Annotated in this window: 17 protein-coding genes; 8 read left to right on the top strand and 9 right to left on the bottom strand. The window is 73.9% G+C overall.

Translation table 11 applies throughout. From position 1 onward, the window contains the following. Positions 1-204 precede the first annotated feature (204 nt). From ADL08_RS01490 to ADL08_RS01475, 4 genes are all read left to right on the top strand, one after another. Positions 205-1035, top strand: coding sequence for a glycosyltransferase family 2 protein (locus ADL08_RS01490; RefSeq protein WP_053640169.1), 831 nt, complete (start codon positions 205-207; stop codon positions 1033-1035). Beyond that, positions 1032-2087, top strand: a complete 1056-nt coding sequence (locus ADL08_RS01485) for a glycosyltransferase family 2 protein (RefSeq protein WP_053640168.1) — start codon at positions 1032-1034, stop codon at positions 2085-2087. Before ADL08_RS01490 ends, ADL08_RS01485 begins: the two co-directional genes overlap by 4 nt. A gap of 47 nt (positions 2088-2134) precedes the next feature. After that, positions 2135-2899: a polysaccharide deacetylase family protein gene (locus tag ADL08_RS01480; protein WP_199836930.1), complete on the top strand. Its 765-nt coding sequence runs from the start codon at positions 2135-2137 to the stop codon at positions 2897-2899. Between the two features lie 73 nt (positions 2900-2972). Then, on the top strand, positions 2973-4235 hold the full coding sequence (locus tag ADL08_RS01475; RefSeq protein ID WP_234351957.1) for a DUF5925 domain-containing protein: 1263 nt from the start codon (positions 2973-2975) through the stop codon (positions 4233-4235). On the opposite strand, the gene ADL08_RS01470 is transcribed toward ADL08_RS01475, so the two are convergent. Then, positions 4232-4606 (bottom strand): GntR family transcriptional regulator, encoded by a 375-nt coding sequence (locus tag ADL08_RS01470; RefSeq protein WP_053640167.1) that lies wholly within the window; start codon positions 4604-4606, stop codon positions 4232-4234. The two genes, ADL08_RS01475 and ADL08_RS01470, sit on opposite strands and share 4 nt — an antisense overlap. Before the next feature lie 73 nt (positions 4607-4679). Here ADL08_RS01470 and ADL08_RS01465 point away from each other — a divergent pair, with 73 nt between their 5' ends. Together ADL08_RS01465 and ADL08_RS01460 are read left to right on the top strand one after the other, a co-directional pair. Then, positions 4680-5603, top strand: a complete 924-nt coding sequence (locus tag ADL08_RS01465; RefSeq protein ID WP_053640166.1) for a GNAT family N-acetyltransferase — start codon at positions 4680-4682, stop codon at positions 5601-5603. Then, entirely contained in the window at positions 5584-6069 is a 486-nt protein-coding gene (locus tag ADL08_RS01460) for a DUF402 domain-containing protein (protein WP_053640165.1), read from the top strand. Before ADL08_RS01465 ends, ADL08_RS01460 begins: the two co-directional genes overlap by 20 nt. An 11-nt stretch (positions 6070-6080) precedes the next feature. On the opposite strand, the gene ADL08_RS01455 is transcribed toward ADL08_RS01460, so the two are convergent. From ADL08_RS01455 to ADL08_RS01440, 4 genes are all read right to left on the bottom strand, one after another. After that, entirely contained in the window at positions 6081-6545 is a 465-nt protein-coding gene (locus ADL08_RS01455) for a DUF6299 family protein (RefSeq protein ID WP_053640164.1), read from the bottom strand. Between the two features lie 76 nt (positions 6546-6621). Beyond that, positions 6622-8127, bottom strand: coding sequence for a tripartite tricarboxylate transporter permease (locus tag ADL08_RS01450; protein WP_053640163.1), 1506 nt, complete (start codon positions 8125-8127; stop codon positions 6622-6624). Positions 8128-8130: 3 nt separating this feature from the next. After that, on the bottom strand, positions 8131-8637 hold the full coding sequence (locus ADL08_RS01445; protein ID WP_053640162.1) for a tripartite tricarboxylate transporter TctB family protein: 507 nt from the start codon (positions 8635-8637) through the stop codon (positions 8131-8133). After that, positions 8634-9617: a Bug family tripartite tricarboxylate transporter substrate binding protein gene (locus tag ADL08_RS01440; RefSeq protein ID WP_053640161.1), complete on the bottom strand. Its 984-nt coding sequence runs from the start codon at positions 9615-9617 to the stop codon at positions 8634-8636. Before ADL08_RS01440 ends, ADL08_RS01445 begins: the two co-directional genes overlap by 4 nt. A 168-nt stretch (positions 9618-9785) precedes the next feature. Between ADL08_RS01440 and ADL08_RS01435 the strand changes: the two genes are divergently transcribed. Then, positions 9786-10454, top strand: coding sequence for a response regulator (locus ADL08_RS01435; RefSeq protein ID WP_078967912.1), 669 nt, complete (start codon positions 9786-9788; stop codon positions 10452-10454). A gap of 161 nt (positions 10455-10615) precedes the next feature. Continuing rightward, on the top strand, positions 10616-11650 hold the full coding sequence (locus tag ADL08_RS01430) for a lytic polysaccharide monooxygenase auxiliary activity family 9 protein (protein ID WP_053640160.1): 1035 nt from the start codon (positions 10616-10618) through the stop codon (positions 11648-11650). Positions 11651-11714: 64 nt separating this feature from the next. Here ADL08_RS01430 and ADL08_RS01425 read toward each other — a convergent pair whose 3' ends face one another. The 4 genes from ADL08_RS01425 to ADL08_RS01410 form a co-directional block, all read right to left on the bottom strand. Further along, positions 11715-12803 carry a hypothetical protein gene (locus ADL08_RS01425; RefSeq protein WP_234351956.1) on the bottom strand — a complete coding sequence of 363 codons (1089 nt, stop codon included), beginning with the start codon at positions 12801-12803 and terminating at the stop codon, positions 11715-11717. Between the two features lie 189 nt (positions 12804-12992). Continuing rightward, the gene (locus ADL08_RS01420) at positions 12993-13874 is read right to left on the bottom strand and encodes an esterase/lipase family protein (RefSeq protein ID WP_053640159.1); all 882 of its coding nucleotides are present in this window, start codon (positions 13872-13874) and stop codon (positions 12993-12995) included. A 266-nt stretch (positions 13875-14140) separates the two neighbouring features. Next, positions 14141-15043 carry a S1 family peptidase gene (locus ADL08_RS01415; RefSeq protein WP_199836928.1) on the bottom strand — a complete coding sequence of 301 codons (903 nt, stop codon included), beginning with the start codon at positions 15041-15043 and terminating at the stop codon, positions 14141-14143. Between the two features lie 181 nt (positions 15044-15224). Then, positions 15225-16013, bottom strand: coding sequence for a DUF1684 domain-containing protein (locus tag ADL08_RS01410; RefSeq protein ID WP_053640157.1), 789 nt, complete (start codon positions 16011-16013; stop codon positions 15225-15227). Positions 16014-16016 lie beyond the last annotated feature (3 nt).

Genomic DNA, 16016 nt, shown 5'->3' with positions numbered 1-16016 from the left:
GGTAGGGGGGTGCCGTGCTCGGTGTTCGAACGCGCTTCGAACGTGCGCCGAGTCGCGGACACCGCGCGGCCAGCCATGCCAACTCGCCGATCCCGCAAGGAGATCGTTTCCGCGCGACATGGCGAGAACCCCCCTTTCGAACCGGACACGCCATCGGGCCGCCCAAGGGGTGGGCGGCCCACCGGACGAGAGGGAAAAAGACCCATGAGCTCGTTCCTGCGCCCGGCCGCCACGGGCCAAGAATTGACTGAGCCGAGTCGAATAGCGGCCCAGTACCGGGCCATCACCTCGCATCTGGCGATCACTCCGCCGGTGAGCGTGGTCATTCCCGCGATGAACGAGGCCGAAAACCTTCCGTACGTCTTCAAGACGCTGCCGGACTGGATTCACGAAGTCGTCCTCGTCGACGGAAACTCCACCGACAACACGGTCGACGTAGCCCGTGAGATCCGGCCGGACGTCAAGGTCGTCAAGCAGGTCGGAAAGGGCAAGGGCGACGCACTGATCAGCGGTTTCGCCGCCTGCACCGGTGACATCATCGTCATGGTCGACGCGGACGGCTCGGCCGACGGCCAGGAGATCGTCTCCTACGTCTCCGCCCTCGTCGGCGGCGCGGACTTCGCCAAGGGATCCCGTTTCGCCAACGGCGGCGGCACGGACGACATGACGACCGTTCGCAGACTCGGGAACTGGGCCCTCTGCACGCTCGTCAACCGCAAGTTCGGCGCCCGCTACACCGACCTCTGCTACGGGTACAACGCCTTCTGGCGCCACTGCCTCGACAAGATCACCCTCGACTGCACCGGATTCGAGATCGAGACCCTGATCAACATCCGGGTCGTCAAGGCCGGCCTCAAGGTGCAGGAGGTGCCGAGCCACGAGTACAACCGCATACACGGCGTCAGCAACCTCAACGCCGTGCGCGACGGCATCCGGGTCCTGAAGGTGATCCTCAAGGAGAAGTCCCCCGGCCGGGCGGACCGGCGCCGGCCCGCCCCCTTCTCGGTGAACGTCCCCCGGGGAGAGGTGTCTTGAGCGACGGCACGTCCCCGCACGGCTTCTCGGTGGTCGTCTGCGTCTACACGGAGGACCGCTGGGAGGACATCCTCGCCGCCGTCGACTCCGTGCGGAAGCAGTCGCTGCCGCCGCTGGAGACGCTCCTCGTGGTCGACCACAACGAGCCCCTGCGCGCACGGCTCGCCGAGGAGTACGCGGACGCCCGGCCCGGGGAGGAGGTGCGGGTGCTCGCCAACGCGGGCCCCCGCGGCCTCTCCGCCGGCCGCAACACCGGAATCGCCGCCGCCCACGGCGCGTTCGTGGCCTTCCTCGACGACGACGCCGTCGCCGAGCGGGACTGGCTCCACCACTTCGCCGCCGCCTACGACGACCCGCGCGTCATGGCCGTCGGCGGCCGGACCCTGCCCGCCTGGGCGTCCGGCCACCGCCCGGCCTGGTTCCCGGAGGAGTTCGACTGGGTCGTCGGCTGTACGTACCGGGGCCTGGCCCCGGGCCGCGTCCCCGTGCGGAACGTGCTCGGCGGCAACGCCTCCTTCCGCCGTACGGCCTTCGACGCGGCGGGCGGCTTCGCCACCGGCATCGGCCGGGACGGCGACCGGCGGCCCCTGGGCGGCGAGGAGACCGAGCTGTGCATCCGGCTCTCCAAGGCGCTGCCCGAGGCGGTCCTGCTCATGGACGACCGGGCGGTCATCCACCACAAGGTGCCCGCCGCCCGCGAGCGCTTCGGCTACTTCCGCACCCGCGTGTACGCCGAGGGGCTCTCCAAGGCGCTCGTCGCCCGCAGCGTCGGCGCGCAGAAGGGCCTGGAGTCCGAGCGGCGCTACACCACCCGGGTGCTGCCCGCCGGCGTCCTGCGCGGAGTGCGCGACGCCCTGCGCGGCCGCCCCGGCGGCGCGGGCCGCGCCGGGGCCATCGTCACCGGGGTGGCCCTCGCGGCCGGCGGCTACGCCCTCGGGCAGTTGCGGGCCCGCCGCTCCGGCACCACCTTCTCCTGGGGCCCGATCGAACGCTCCGGCGGGCCGACCTCCGCACGCACCGGGGACGGGGCCGCCGAGGGAGCGGTCGCGTGACGGGGGCGACGCCGGGTGCCCCCGGGGACACGCCCGTGCCCGTCCTCATGTACCACGCCGTCGACCGGGACCCGGCTCCCGCCGTCCTCGGCCTCTCCGTCACGCCCGACGCGTTCGCCGCGCAGATGGCGGTGGTCGCCGACCGGGGGTTCACCCCGCTGACCACGGCCGGGCTCGCCGCCGCCTGGCGGGACGGGAAGCCGCTGCCCGCGCGGCCGCTGCTCGTCACCTTCGACGACGGCTACGAGGGCGTGCACCGGCACGCCCTGCCGGTCCTGGCGAAGCACTCCTTCGCGAGCACCGTCTTCGTCTCCACCGGCTGGCTGCGCGGCGCGCACGACGGGGGCGGCGCGCTCGACACCATGCTCGACTGGGCGCAGGTGCGCGAACTGGCCGACGCGGGAACGGAGATCGGCGGCCACAGCCACAGCCACCCGCAGCTCGACCGACTCGACGCGGAACGGCTCCGGTTCGAGACGCTGCGCTGCCGGGAGATCGTCGGCGAGGAGCTCGCCGCCGCCCCCGTCTCCTTCGCCTACCCGTACGGGTACTCCAGCCGGCGGGTCCGCCGGGCGGTCCGGGAGGCCGGGTTCGCCCAGGCGCTCGCCGTCGGCAACGCGCTCGCCCGCCGCCGCCAGGGGCCGTACGCCCTGGAGCGGATGACCGTGCGCCGGTCCACGGGCATCGAGGAGTTCACCCGGCTGATCGAGGGCCGCGCGATCGCACGGAACTTCGCGGCCGACCGGGCCATGACGAAGGGGTACGCGCTCGCCCGGCGCGCCCGGGGCGCCCTGCGGGGCCACTGGATCTGACGTACCGCCACTCCGGCGACCGGAGGCGCGCCCCGCCCAAAAGACGGTGCGCCGCGCACCCGGTTGCCGGATCATGGGCGCCATGGCTGACACCCCACCGGTACCGTCCGCACCGCAGCGGTCGCTGCCGATCCGGCTGAACCTCGACGACAGCGACTCGCCGTCGGACGTCGTCGACGCGCTGTTCCTCGGCCGCTTCGCGACCGGCGAGCAGCCGCACGCCCACAGCACCACCCTGGACCGGGTCAAGCCGGAGGCGACGCTGCTCCCGGCGGGCGCGCGCGTGCTGCGGGCCTCGAAGGACGACGACCGCAGCGCCCTGCTCGCCGAGGGCGAGGGCTGGACGCTCCTGGTCTCCCGCTGGAACCGGGGCGCGGACGTCACCGTGACGGCCACGGACGCGGAGCTGGCGACGCGGATCCTCGGCGAGGCCACGGAGGGGGCGAAGGACGAGCCGGAGCCGCAGCCCGAGAACGTGACGATGGGCTTCTGGTACGTGTCGCCCCGGCGCGGCCCGCACCGCACGACGCGGCAGATCAGCGCCGGGACGTGGGAGGAGGTCAGGCCCCACTACTCGGCGCCGGTGGCCGATTCCATGGACCGGCTGATGAAGGTGACGCCGGACTCCATCTCCGGCCGCCTCCTGCTGCTGCACGGGCCGCCGGGGACCGGCAAGACGTCCGCGCTGCGGACCCTGGCGCGGTCCTGGCGGGACTGGTGCCAGGTGGACTGCGTCCTCGACCCGGAGCGGCTCTTCAACGACGTCGGCTATCTGATGGACATCGCCATCGGGGAGGACGAGGGCACGGCGAAGGGCCGCTGGCGGCTGCTGCTCCTGGAGGACTGCGACGAGCTGATCCGGGGCGAGGCGAAGCACACGGCGGGCCAGGCCCTGTCGCGGCTGCTCAACCTGACGGACGGCCTGCTCGGGCAGGGGCGGAACGTCCTGGTCGGGGTCACCACCAACGAGGACCTGGAGCGGCTGCACCCGGCCGTGGTCCGGCCGGGCCGCTGCCTGGCCCGCATCGAGGTGGGGCCGCTGAGCCGGGCCGAGTCGGTGGCGTGGCTCGGGCGGGAGGAGGACGTGCCGCGCGAGGGCGCGACGCTGGCGGAGCTGTTCGCGCTCCGTCGCGGCACGCCCCCGGCGGACCTTCCCGAGCCCCGCACGGCGGGGGCGTCCGGAAGGTCCTGTGCGGTGTCCGCGGTGTCCGGTGCGTGCTGTCGGCACGCCGGGCGGAAGCGCTCGTACGGGACGTACTCGGGCTTTCGCCCGGTGGGGCGAGAGTGCGTGCCGGGCGCCGTGGGCGCCGTGCGGGACCTTCCGGAGATCCCCTAGCCGTCGTACGCCGCCCGCAGGGCCTCGCTCATCGCCGCCTCGGCGGCCTCGCGGCTGAGGCCGAGGCGGCGGGTCTCCTCGGCGTACTGGGCGGCGGCGGTGGCGGCCCGGCGGCTGGCCGCGTCCCCGGCGGCGGCGACGAAGGTCCCGTGGCGCCCGCGCGTCTCGATGACCCCGTCCGCCTCCAGCGCCTTGTACGCCTTGGCGACCGTGTTCGCTGCGAGTCCCAACTGCTCCGCGAGCCCCCGTACCGTCGGCAGCTTGTAGCCGACCGGCAGTCCGCCCGACCGGGCCCGCTCCGAGATCTGGGCACGCAGTTGTTCGTAGGGAGCGGTGGTGGATTCGTGGTCCACGACGATGGTGAGTGTCACCCGCCGATTCTGCCCCCACCCCGCCGGAAAAGGGGAGGCGGCGGTGCGCCCTCTGCCCGTAGCGTGCGCCCACATGACTGTGAACGTCCGTTACGTACGGGACGGGGACGCCGAGGGCTTCGCCCGGGTCCGCCGCGCCGCGCTCCCCTTCATGCTCGCGACCGCCGAACAGCTCGCGTTCGACTGGGCGCACGCCCACCCCGACAGCCACGCGCGCCCGCTCGTGGCCGTGACCGAGGACGGCGGGATCGTCGGGACCGTCCAGCTGCGGATCGCCCACGACTCGCCGGAGCCGGGCATCGGCTCCCTCAACGTGTACGTGGACCCCGCCCACCAGGGGCTCGGCGCGGGGACGCTGCTGCTGCGCGCCGCCGAGGAGCACCTGGCCGGACACGGCGCGCACACCCTCTACAGCTGGGTCCTGGACGCGCCGGAGCACCGTGCCTGGGCGGAGCGGCGGGGGTACTCCCCCCGCCGCTCCGCCCACTTCCTCCGGCTCGACCTGGCGGGGGCCGGGCTGCCGCCGCTCCAGGCGCCGCCCCCCGGCGTCGAGCTGCTGACGGCCGAGGACTTCGCGGCCGACCCCCGGCCGCTGTTCGAGCTGGACGCGGTGACGTCCGCGGACGAGCCGGGCGACGTGTCGGTCGAGATGGACGACTACGCGCACTGGCAGGAGACCACCTGGGACCATCCCCTCCTGGACCGGACGCTGACGACGGTGGCGGTGGTGGACGGGGTGCCGGCCGCGTTCAGCGTGGCGCAGACGGACGGGCTTGGCCGGTACAACACGGGGATGACGGGCACGGCCCCGGCCTTCCGGGGCCGGGGGCTCGCCAAGCTGGTGAAGAACGCGTCCCTGCACCGGGCCCGGGAGGCGGGCTGTACGGAGGCGTTCACCGGGAACGACGCGGGCAACGGGCCGATGCTGGCGATCAACGAGTGGTTCGGCTACGAGGTCGCGGCGACGGAGGTGCGGCATGTCCGGACGCTCGGTTGAGGTCACCCTGACGAAGGCGGGCCGGACGAAGATCCGCTATCCGGCCGAGGTGCTCGCGGAGGAGGCCGGCCGGCTCTCGGTGCGCGCGCCGTGGGCGGCCGAGGGGGTGCGGGACTTCGGCTTCGTGCGGTTCGAGCCGGGCGACGTCTTCGTGGAGCACTACTGGCAGGACCGCTGGTTCACGGTCAAGGAGGTGCGGTCCGCCGACGGCTCCCTCAAGGGCTGGTACTGCGACGTCACCCGGCCGCCCGTGATCGGCGGCCCCGGGGTGGTGGTCGAGGACCTGGACCTGGACCTGTGGGTGTCGGCGGACGGCAGCGAGGTGCTGCGGCTCGACGAGGACGAGTTCGCGGCGAGCGGCCTCGCCGCCTCCGATCCGGAGGCGGCGGCCCGGGCCGTGGCCGCCCTCGACGAGCTGGAGGCACTCGGCCGCGACGGTCTGGTGGACCTGCTGGGCACCCCCTAGGGGGAAGCGGGTCAGCGCAGCTCGACGTCCGTCTTCTCGGTGGCGAGGAAGCGGGGCAGCGGCAGGCCCGTCCCGCTGAGCTGCAGGAGGGTGGCCTCCACGCGGGCGGCGCCGGCGACGTAGGCGGGGTCCTTCACCACGGAGCGGTTGATCCAGGTGTGGAGGTGCCCGTCGCAGACGGCCCGGGTGCCGCCGATGCCGGCGGAGCGGTCGCCCTGGACGAGGGTGGAGCCGACGAAGACGGGGCCCGCGCTGTCGTCGAGGCACCGGTAGGTGCCGGAGAGGGTGACGGTGCTGTCGTCGGCGACGGTTCCGTACGCGTCGACGAAGAGGCCGTTAGTGAAGTGGGCGTCGCGGGCGGAGGCCCCGGTGAGCCGGTCGGTGGTGTGGTGGCCGTCGGCCCCTCCCGCGTGGGCGAGGGGGGCGACGGCGGCGGTGAGCAGGGCGGCTGCGGCAAGAACGAGCCTGACGCGCATGAGGGGGGTCCCTTCGGGGTGGGGGATGGTACTGCCCGCCAGGGATACCCGGATCCGGCCGTCAGATGGCCGAGATTCATCCCTTCGGTGGGGAGGGGGCCGGGCGCCGGGTGACCGCCCGCCGCAGGAGCGGCCAGGTGAGCAGGACCGCGACGACCGCGTACACGGTGATCGAGAACGGGGTGTTCACCAGCCCGGTCGGGGAGCCGTCGCTGATCTGGAGGGCGCGGCGCAGCTGCTGTTCGGCGGCCGGGCCGAGGATGACGCCGATGACGGCGGGCAGCACCGGCAGGCCGTAGCGCCGCATCCCGAGGCCGATCAGGCCGATGACGAGCAGGACGACCAGGTCGAGCGCCTCGCCGCCCACCGCGTACGCGCCGACGGCGGCGAAGAAGAGGATGCCGGCGTAGAGGTACGGACGGGGGATGCGCAGCAGCTTGGCCCAGACGGGGGCGAGCGGCAGGTTGAGCGCGAGCAGCAGCACCATGCCGACGAAGAGCGAGGCGATCAGACCCCACACCAGCTCTGGCTCCCGCTCGAAGAGCAGCGGGCCGGGCTGGATGCCGTACTGCTGGAACGCGGCCAGCATCACGGCGGCGACGGCGGTCGTGGGCAGGCCGAGGGTCAGCATGGAGACGAGCGTGCCGGCGGCGGAGGCGGAGGCCGCCGCCTCGGGTCCGGCGACGCCCTCGACGGCGCCCTTGCCGAACTGGTCCTTGTGCTTCGAGAGCCGTTTCTCGGTGACGTACGACAGGAAGGTCGGGATCTCGGCGCCGCCGGCCGGGACGGCGCCGAAGGGGAAGCCGATGAACGGGCCGCGCAGCCAGGGCTTCCAGGTGCGCCTCACGTCCTCCCGGCCCAGCCAGGGGCGGCCGACCGGGATGGCCTCGCCCGCCGTGCGGCGCAGGTGCGCGGCGACCCACAGGGCCTCGCCGATGGCGAAGAGGCCGACCGCGACGATGACGACGTCCACGCCGTCGGCGAGCTGGAGCGAGCCGAAGGTGAGGCGCTGCTGCCCGGTCATCGGGTCCAGGCCGACCAGGCCGATGGTGAGGCCGATCAGCAGGGAGGCGAGGCCGCGGACGCGGGAGGAGCCGAGGACGGAGGTCACCGCGATGAAGGCGAGGACCATGAGGGCGAGGTAGTCGGGGGCGCCGATGTCGACGGCGAGCGCGGCGACGGTCGGGGCGAGGACGACGAGCAGGATCGTGCCGATCATGCCGCCGGCGAAGTGGCCGACGGCCGCCGCGGCGAGTGCCTGGGCGCCCCGGCCGGCCTTGGCCATCGGGTTGCCCTCGATGGCGGCGACGACGGCCGCGCTCTCGCCGGGGGTGTTGAGGAGGATGGAGGTGGTGGAGCCGCCGAACATGGCGCCGTAGTAGATGCCGGCGAACATGATGAAGGCGCCGGTCGGGTCGAGTCCGTAGGTGACCGGGAGCAGCAGGGCGACGGCCATGGCGGGGCCGATGCCGGGCAGGACGCCGATGGCGGTGCCGAGGAGCACGCCGAGGGCGGCCCAGAGCAGGTTCATCGGGGTGAGGGCGGTCCCGAAGCCGTCGATGAGGGAGTTCAGGGAGTCCACGGGTCAGATCACTCCCATCAGCGGGCCGCCGGGCAGCGGGACGCCGAGCAGCTTGTCGAAGACGGCGTAGGTGAGGAGCGACAGGCCGGCCGCGATCAGCGGGTCGCGGTGGAGGTGGCGGCTGCCGAGGGCGTGGGCGGCGCCCCAGAAGAGGAGGGCGCCGGCGACGGGGAAGCCGACGGGTCCGATGAGGACGGCGAAGCCGAGGAAGACGCCGGCCAGGAGCAGGACGGTGCGCCGGTCGGCGGGTTCGGTCAGGTCGACGTCCTCGCCGCCCTCGGCCTCGCCGCGGCCGCCGCGCAGGACGTCGACGGTGAGGAGGACGGAGACGACGAGCAGGCCGCAGCCGACGACGAGGGGCACGGTGGCGGGGCCGACCGGGCCGCGGCCGGTGACGGCGTCGTCGAGGGTGAGGGCGTCGGTGAGGACGAGGACGCCGAGGAGGAAGAGGAGGGCTCCGACGCCGAGTTCGGAGCGTCCGCGCAGCCGGGCGGGAACGGTCGGTCTCACAGTCCCAGCTCCTTCAGGACGGAGGCGACGCGCCGGTCCTGCTCGGTGAGGAAGGCGCCGAAGCGCTCACCGGGGAGGAAGGCGTCGTCCCAGCCGTGGGTCTTCATCGACTCGCGCCACTGCGGGGAGCCGTGCAGCTCGGTGACGAGGGCGACGAGCTTGTCGCGCTCGGCGTCGGAGAGGCCGGGCGGGGCGACGATGCCGCGCCAGTTGGTGAACTCGGTGTCGAGTCCGGCCTCGCGGAGGGTGGGGGCGTCGAGGCCGGGGACGCGCCGGGGGCCGGTGACGGCGAGGAGGCGCAGCTCGCCGGCCTCGATCTGGTCGAGGTACTCGCCGACGCCGGAGACGCCGAAGGCGACCTTGTTCCCGAGGATGGAGGCGAGGAGTTCGCCGCCGCCGTCGAAGGGGACGTAGTTGACGTCCTTCGGGGAGATCCCGGCGGCGCGGGCCATCAGCATGGGGGCGAGGTGGTCGGGTCCGCCGGGCGAGGAGCCGCCGCCGACGGGCAGCTTGCCGGGGTCCTTCCTCCAGGCCGCGAGCAGGTCCCGGATCGTCTTGTACGGGGAGTCCTCGGCGACCACGACGATGTCCTGCTCCTCGGTGAGCCGGGCGATCGGGGTGGTGTCGGCGAGGGTGATCGGGGTCTTGTTGGTGTGGACGGCGCCGACGACGCCGAGACCCATGGACATCGCGAGGCGGCCGTTGCCGCGTTCGCCGACGAGCCGGGTGAGGCCGACGGTGCCGCCCGCGCCGGGCAGGTTGAAGACCTCGATGTCGCCGGTGAGTCCGGCTTCCCCGGCGTTCTTGGCGACGGTGCGGGCGGTGATGTCGTAGCCGCCGCCGGGGGTGTTGGGGACCATGAGGCGCAGGCCGGGGATCCGCGTGCCGGTGTCGGAGTCGCTGCCGGTACTGAGCAGCGGTGGACCCACCAGCACGAGCAGCGCCGCTCCGAAGAGGGCGAGGGGGGTGCGCAGCCGCACGTGTGCCGCCTCTCAGGCAGGAGGGAAGGGGGTGTGAGGTGGCCCACATGCTGCCCGCGCGTGAAGAAGCTGTCTCCCTTCCGCAACCAACGGACGTTGTGGTCGTTGTGGTCGGGGCCCGGGCCTGTCCGGCGGATCAGGGTCGGACAGGCCCTATCGTGGGTCGGCGTGACGAGGGTGCTGGTGGTCGACGACGACTTCATGGTCGCCAAGCTGCACTGCCGCTATGTGTCGGCGGTGGCGGGCTTCACGGTGGCCGGGGTCGCGCACAGCGGCGCCGAGGCCCTGCGCGCGGCCGGGCGGCTGCGGCCCGACCTGGTGCTGCTCGACGTGTTCCTGCCCGACATGGACGGCGTCCGGGTGCTGCGGGAGCTGCGTGCGGCGGGTCACGGCACGGACGCGCTCTTCATCACGGCGGCGCGGGACGCGGGGACGATCCGCTCGGCGCTGCGGGCCGGGGCGCTGCACTATCTGATCAAGCCGTTCAGCCAGGCCGCGCTGCACGAGCAGCTCCGCCACGTGGCCTCGCTGCGCCACCGCCTCGACGCACTGGACGAGGCCCGGCAGGAGGACGTCGACCAGATCTTCGGCACCCGCCCGCGCGGCTCCCGCGACCTCCCCAAGGGCCTCGCCGCCCCCACCGCCGACCTGGTCGACTCGGTCCTGCGCGCCCACCCGGAGGGCCTCTCGGCGACGGAGTGCGCCGAGGCGGGCTCCCTGTCCCGGGTGAGCGCCCGCCGCTACCTGGAGTACTTCGCGGAGACGGGCCGCGCGGAGGTCACCCTCCGCTACGGCGGCACGGGGCGCCCGGAACGGCGGTACCGGCGGCTGGGCTGAGGGCGGTCGTCCGGGACGGTTCCTCAGCCATCGCTTAGTGGCTCCTTAAAGGGGCCCTAAGGATGGCCTCCTCCCCCTCCTCACGGGCTTTTTCGCGGTTTCGGGCGGCTAGCTTGCTGGTCAACCCCCCGTGCTCGCCCCCGTGAAGGAGCTGTTCCCCCATGACCTCTCGCCGTTCGGCCGCAGTCGTCACCGCCGGTACCGTGCTGGCCCTGTCCGGGCTCTCCGCCGCGCCCGCGTTCGCGCACGGGTCGATGACGGACCCGGTGAGCCGGGTCTCGGCCTGTTACGCGGAGGGGCCGGAGTCCCCGCGGTCGGCGGCCTGCAAGGCGGCGGTGGCGGCGAGCGGGGCGCAGGCGTTCTACGACTGGAACGCGGTGAACATCGCGAACGCCGCCGGGCAGCACCGGCAGCTGATCCCGGACGGCAAGCTGTGCAGCGCGGGCAACGACAAGTACCGCGGGCTCGACCTGGCCCGGGCCGACTGGCCGGCGAGCAGGCTGAGCCCGGGGGCGCACACCTTCCACTACAAGGGGACCGCGCCGCACAAGGGGTCGTTCGAGCTGTACGTGACGAAGGACGGCTACGACCCGTCGAAGCCGCTGAAGTGGTCGGACCTGGAGGCGAAGCCGTTCCTGACGGTGACCGACCCGGGGATGCAGAACGGCGACTACGTCTTCCAGGGGACCGTGCCCGAGAAGTCCGGCCGCCACCTGATCTACTCGATCTGGCAGCGCTCCGACTCCCCCGAGGCCTTCTACACCTGCTCCGACGTGGTGTTCGGGCAGGACGGCGGCTCTCCGGCGCCGAGCGCCTCCGCGCCCACCGACGAGCAGATCGAGGACGGCGCGGGCCAGTCCTCGGTCGAGCACGGCGGGCACGGGGACGACGACCCGGCGACCGGCGCCGGGGACAAGGGCGCCGGGAGCACGGGTACCGGGGGGACCGGCACCGGGGGGACCGGCACCGGAGGAACGGGTACCGCGGAGACGGCGGCCCCCGCGTCGTCCTCCTCGGCCCCCGCCGCCCCGTCCACGCCCAACGCGCCCGCGCCCGCCGGTACGTCCGGGTCCGGTGTGGAGCTGGCCGAGACGGGGGGCGACTCCACCACCCCGTACCTCGCGATCGGCGGCGCCGCCGTGCTCGCGGCCGGTGCGGCCGTGCTCTTCGGGACCGCCCGGCGCCGCCGGGCCTGACCGCAGGCCCCCCGTCCCGGCAGCCGGAAGCCGCCGGGACGGGGGGCCCGTGACGGCCGGTGCGTCAGGCGTTGTCCGCCGCGCCGGCCGTTCTCGTGTGCCGCACCACGACCGAGGCGGCCAGGGCGACGACGGCCACGGCGGCCAGCAGGGCCAGCGCCTTCGCCCAGGCGGACGTGGCACCGAGGCTGCCGCTCAGCAGATCGGTGGTGCGGGCGCTCGCGACCCCGTGGAGCGCGATGACGGCGACGCCGAGGCCCGCGGCGGCGGCCCAGGTCACCAGGGTGTCCCGTGCCGCGAGCCATGCGCCGCCCACCAGGCAGAGCACGGTGACGACCGCGGACAGCGTCTCCGTGTCGCCGCCCGAGCGCAGGCCCGTGAGGTCCGTCGGCAGGTGGACGAGACCGCAGGCGGCCAGGGCGAGCGCCGCCGGCCAGCGCAGCGCCGACCGCAGCGCCGGGGAGGTGCTGTGGCTGCCGGGGCCCACGGCCAGCGCGCCGTCCAGGGGCGACCTCGTCCGCTCGGCGGCGCCCCGGGGGCGCTTCGGGACGGCGGCGGCCGGAGCGGCGGTCCGGGCGGCCGGCGAGGCCGGCGAGGCCGTGTCCTCGGTGCCGAGGATGCCGACGAGCCGCACCACGTCCTCGATCGGCCGGCCCACCGCCGCGGCGCGCAGCGTGGTCTCGGCCTCGTGGAGGTCGTACCCGGAGGCGTTCAGCAGGGCGACCAGCTCCCGCACCTCCTCCAGGGGGCGGGTGACGGCGGCCGCGCGGAGCGCCACGTCCGCGGGGCTGGAGAGTTCGCCGGTCTCCTGGAGCCGGGCCACGAGCGCGGCGACCTCCTCCACCGGGCGCTCGGTCGCCGCCGTCGTCAGGAGCGTGCGGACCGCCTCGTCACCGGTCTCGTCACCGGCCGCGTCACCGGTCCCGTCCTCGGTCCCGGCGCCGGTCGCGTCATCGGCCCCGTCGCCGGTCGCGTCCTGCTCCGGAGTCTCCCGGACGGCCGCGGGCGCCTCGGCCACCTCGGTCTCCTCGGCCACCGGCGGCGCCGGCGGCTCCGGCACGGGTCCCGCGTGGGGCCGTATCTCGGCTTCCGCCTCCGCTTCCGTGCCGTCTTCCGCGATCTGGGTCTGGGGCTGGGGCAGTTCGGTGGTCATGTGTCACAGGGCTCCGTCCGTGGACGCCCCTCGGGCGTCCACCATGGCTGTCTCGCGATGCGCCAGAAACGCACACCTGATGACATTTAGTGCCCATTGCATGGCATTGCGCCATCAGGGGGCGTTTCCGTTGGGCCGACGGAGCGAGGAAGAGCACGGCCGGGGCCCCGGAGGGCCCCGGCCGCCGCACTAGCCGACCACGGAGAGACAGGTGGTCGGGGTCGCGCGGGCGGGGTCGAGGGCGTTGGCGACCTCGTGGAAGGTGACCCGGTCCACCGTGGCGATCGCCACGTGCTCGGACAGGTCGAGCGCGCACTTGTCCTGGATGAGGACGTTGGTGACGTTCGGGCCGCTCAGGAACTGCGAGCGGTACGGCGTGACGACCTCGTCGTACTGGGTCGCGATGACGTGGTAGCGGACCCCCGGCACGGTGTCGCCGCCCTGGTTGAGCCTGGTGACGAAGGGCGAGCCGGCGACCTGGTCGGCGAGGCCCGGGGTGCTGGAGGTGATGAGGTCCTCGACCCCGGGGAAGTACGGCAGGAGCCTGGTGAGGCCGAGCAGGGTGGTGCCGTGGCTGTTCGGGGCGATGCCGACGAGCGCGTTCACCTTGTCGGCCCCGCCGAGGAACTTCAGGTACCAGCGGGGCATCATGCCGCCCTGCGAGTGGCCGACGAGGTCGGCCTCGGGGGCGCCGGTGGCGGCGAGGACCCGGTCGACGTAGGTGGCGAGCTGCTTGGCGGAGGCCTCGACGGGGCCGAGCCCGTGGAAGAGGGGGACGCCCGGCAGCTGGCCGTAGTCGAGCGAGAAGACGCAGTACCCGCGGTTGACGAGGTACGGCGCGAGGCCGAGCCAGTTGTCGACGGAGTTGCCGAAGGTGCCGTGGACGAGGACGACGGGGCGCGGGTGCGCGGCGGAGGGCTTGCAGGAGAAGTCGTTCCAGCCGCGGCTGGAGGCGGCGGCGACGGTTCCGGCCCGGTCGGGGGCGGCGGAGGCGGCGGTGGGGGCGAGGGTGGCGGCGGCGGTCAGCAGCAGGACGGACAGCGCTCTGACGGCGTGCTTCCAGGGCAGCATCGGGCGATCTCCTTGCGGCTCAAGGGGAAAGGTGGGGTGCTACGCCCTGCGGTCCGGACCACAAGTGGGGATGCGCTTCAGCCAAGCTACGCACGGGTAGCCTCGACTGGGAAGTTACGCGTTGGTAAAAAGTGATGCGCCGTCATGACCATCTGATAATGCGGGAGTTGGGGAAGAAAACACGGCCGGGACGCGGGAAGGCCCCGGCACGGGAGCGCCGGGGCCTTCTCGTCTTCGCACCGGGGCCGCTCGCCCCGGCGGGGTCGTCAGAACACGCTCACGCCGTACGCGCTCAGCGCCTCCGTCACGGGCTGGAAGAAGGTCGTGCCGCCCGAGGAGCAGTTGCCGCTGCCGCCCGAGGTGAGGCCGATGGCCCGGCTGCCCGAGTAGAGCGGGCCGCCGGAGTCGCCGGGCTCGGCGCAGACGTTCGTGCGGATCAGGCCGGAGACGATGTCGCCGCCGCCGTAGTTCACGGTGGCGTTGAGGCCCGTCACGCTGCCGCTGTGGATGCCGGTGGTGGAGCCCCGGCGGGTGACCGAGAGGCCGACCGTGGCGTTGCCGGCGCTCGTGATGTCCACGCTGCCGACGGTGCCGGGCTTGGCGATGGAGCCGTTGGTGTAGCGGACCAGGCCGTAGTCGTTGCCCGGGAAGCTGGACCCGGCGGTGGTCCCGAGGACGGTGGTCTTGGCGGAGTTGGCGTACCAGGTCCCGGCGCCGTCGGTGCAGTGCCCGGCGGTCAGGAAGAAGTAGTTGCCCGCGCCGTCCCGGACGTTGAAGCCGAGCGAGCAGCGCCAGCCGGCGTCGGCGTAGATCGGGTCGCCGCCGGAGATCAGCTTGCTGAAGCGGCCCGGGGTCCGTTCGACCCTGATGGCGGCGGCGTTGGCCCCGGCCCGCTCCTTGATCTTCGCGATCTCCGCCGCGTCGACGGTGGAGTCGGCGGTGACGACGAGCCGGCCGGTGGCGGTGTCGACGTGCCAGGCGGTGCCGGCCACGTCGGCGGCGCGGACGGCGTCGCCGGTCGCCGCGAGGGCGGCGGCACCGTAGGCGCCCGCGGTCCCGGTGGCGCCGGTGGTGCCGGCGTTCGCGGTGGGGACGGCGAGCGCCGCGGCGGCGGCGAGACCGGCGGTGACGGCGAGCAGCCGGATCGTTCTCGTGGGGGTGGTGCGCATGGTCCTCACTTCTCGTTCCTCCCGAGGGGAATCGGGGGCCCGCCGTGGGGGGTCGGGCCCGTGAGGCGCGGCCCGGAGGCCGGCGCTGTGGGGGAGTCTCCGGCCGTACGACTTCACGCCGCAAGGGCGCCTTTCGGCCGTACAGCCGTCAACTACCGCGCACCACCAGGGGGTTGGACGGTCAGTCCCGCCCGAGCCGCCGCTCCCCCGCCGGGACGGCGACGTCGAGCGTGTTCCCCGGCGGCGGGAACGGGCAGAGGAAGTGGTCCGCGAAGGCGCACGGCGGCAGCAGCGCCCGGTTGAAGTCCACCGTCACCGTGCCGTCCGCCGCCGGGGCCGGGGGCTTCAGGAAGCGGAAGCGGTGGCTGTCCCGGCCGCTGGTGGCGTCCGCGAAGACCGCCCACAGGGAGCCGCCCTCCTCGACGGCCACCTGGAGCGTGCGCTCCTCGCCGTCCAGCTCGAAGACCAGCTCGCCGGCGAGGCCGAGGCCCCGCTCCCGGCCGTCGGCGTTCTCGACCCGCACGCTGCGCGTCTCCCCGTACGGACGGAAGACGCCGGGCACCGCCCAGCGCTCGTCGTACGGGGTGACCTCGATGCCCCGGAAGGCGCGGCGCGTCTCCGCGTCGGGGTCGAAGTCCCTCACGGCCCACTCGCCTTCGCGCCGCAGCACCACGATCCGCCGCTCCGCCGCCGCGACCCGGGAGTCCTCGGCCGGGCCCTGGTCGGCGGTGAGCCGGACGGTGCCGGTGAACGGCTTCCCGTCGACGGTGAGTCCGTCCCCGTCGGTCGCCGTCAGGACCACCTCGTCGCCGTCCGCCCGCCACTCCCCCGGAACGGCCGGAATTCGCCCCTCCGGGTGATCGGAGAGCCAGTGGTTTCCCGTGAGGGAGAGCAGGCCGTACGGCGAGGAGACCGAGGCCTCGCGCGCCTCGTGCCACTCCCGCCAGTCCTGCCGTGGATCCGTGCTCATTCT

This window comes from Streptomyces sp. NRRL F-6492, assembly GCF_001280125.1.
GTDB lineage: Bacteria > Actinomycetota > Actinomycetes > Streptomycetales > Streptomycetaceae > Streptomyces.
Note: the sequence above shows the minus strand (reverse complement) of the source record. Positions and strands in the feature narration are given on the sequence as shown.

Excerpts from the sequence above, each read along its gene's own strand:
- ADL08_RS01465 (WP_053640166.1), top strand. The coding sequence starts at position 4,680 with ATGACTGTGAACGTCCGTTACGTACGGGACGGGGACGCCGAGGGCTTC.
- ADL08_RS01425 (WP_234351956.1), bottom strand. The coding sequence starts at position 12,803 with ATGACCACCGAACTGCCCCAGCCCCAGACCCAGATCGCGGAAGACGGC.
- ADL08_RS01420 (WP_053640159.1), bottom strand. The coding sequence starts at position 13,874 with ATGCTGCCCTGGAAGCACGCCGTCAGAGCGCTGTCCGTCCTGCTGCTG.
- ADL08_RS01430 (WP_053640160.1), top strand. The coding sequence starts at position 10,616 with ATGACCTCTCGCCGTTCGGCCGCAGTCGTCACCGCCGGTACCGTGCTG.
- ADL08_RS01480 (WP_199836930.1), top strand. The coding sequence starts at position 2,135 with ATGTACCACGCCGTCGACCGGGACCCGGCTCCCGCCGTCCTCGGCCTC.
- ADL08_RS01455 (WP_053640164.1), bottom strand. The coding sequence starts at position 6,545 with ATGCGCGTCAGGCTCGTTCTTGCCGCAGCCGCCCTGCTCACCGCCGCC.
- ADL08_RS01490 (WP_053640169.1), top strand. The coding sequence starts at position 205 with ATGAGCTCGTTCCTGCGCCCGGCCGCCACGGGCCAAGAATTGACTGAG.
- ADL08_RS01415 (WP_199836928.1), bottom strand. The coding sequence starts at position 15,043 with ATGCGCACCACCCCCACGAGAACGATCCGGCTGCTCGCCGTCACCGCC.
- ADL08_RS01410 (WP_053640157.1), bottom strand. The coding sequence starts at position 16,013 with ATGAGCACGGATCCACGGCAGGACTGGCGGGAGTGGCACGAGGCGCGC.
- ADL08_RS01475 (WP_234351957.1), top strand. The coding sequence starts at position 2,973 with ATGGGCGCCATGGCTGACACCCCACCGGTACCGTCCGCACCGCAGCGG.
- ADL08_RS01460 (WP_053640165.1), top strand. The coding sequence starts at position 5,584 with ATGTCCGGACGCTCGGTTGAGGTCACCCTGACGAAGGCGGGCCGGACG.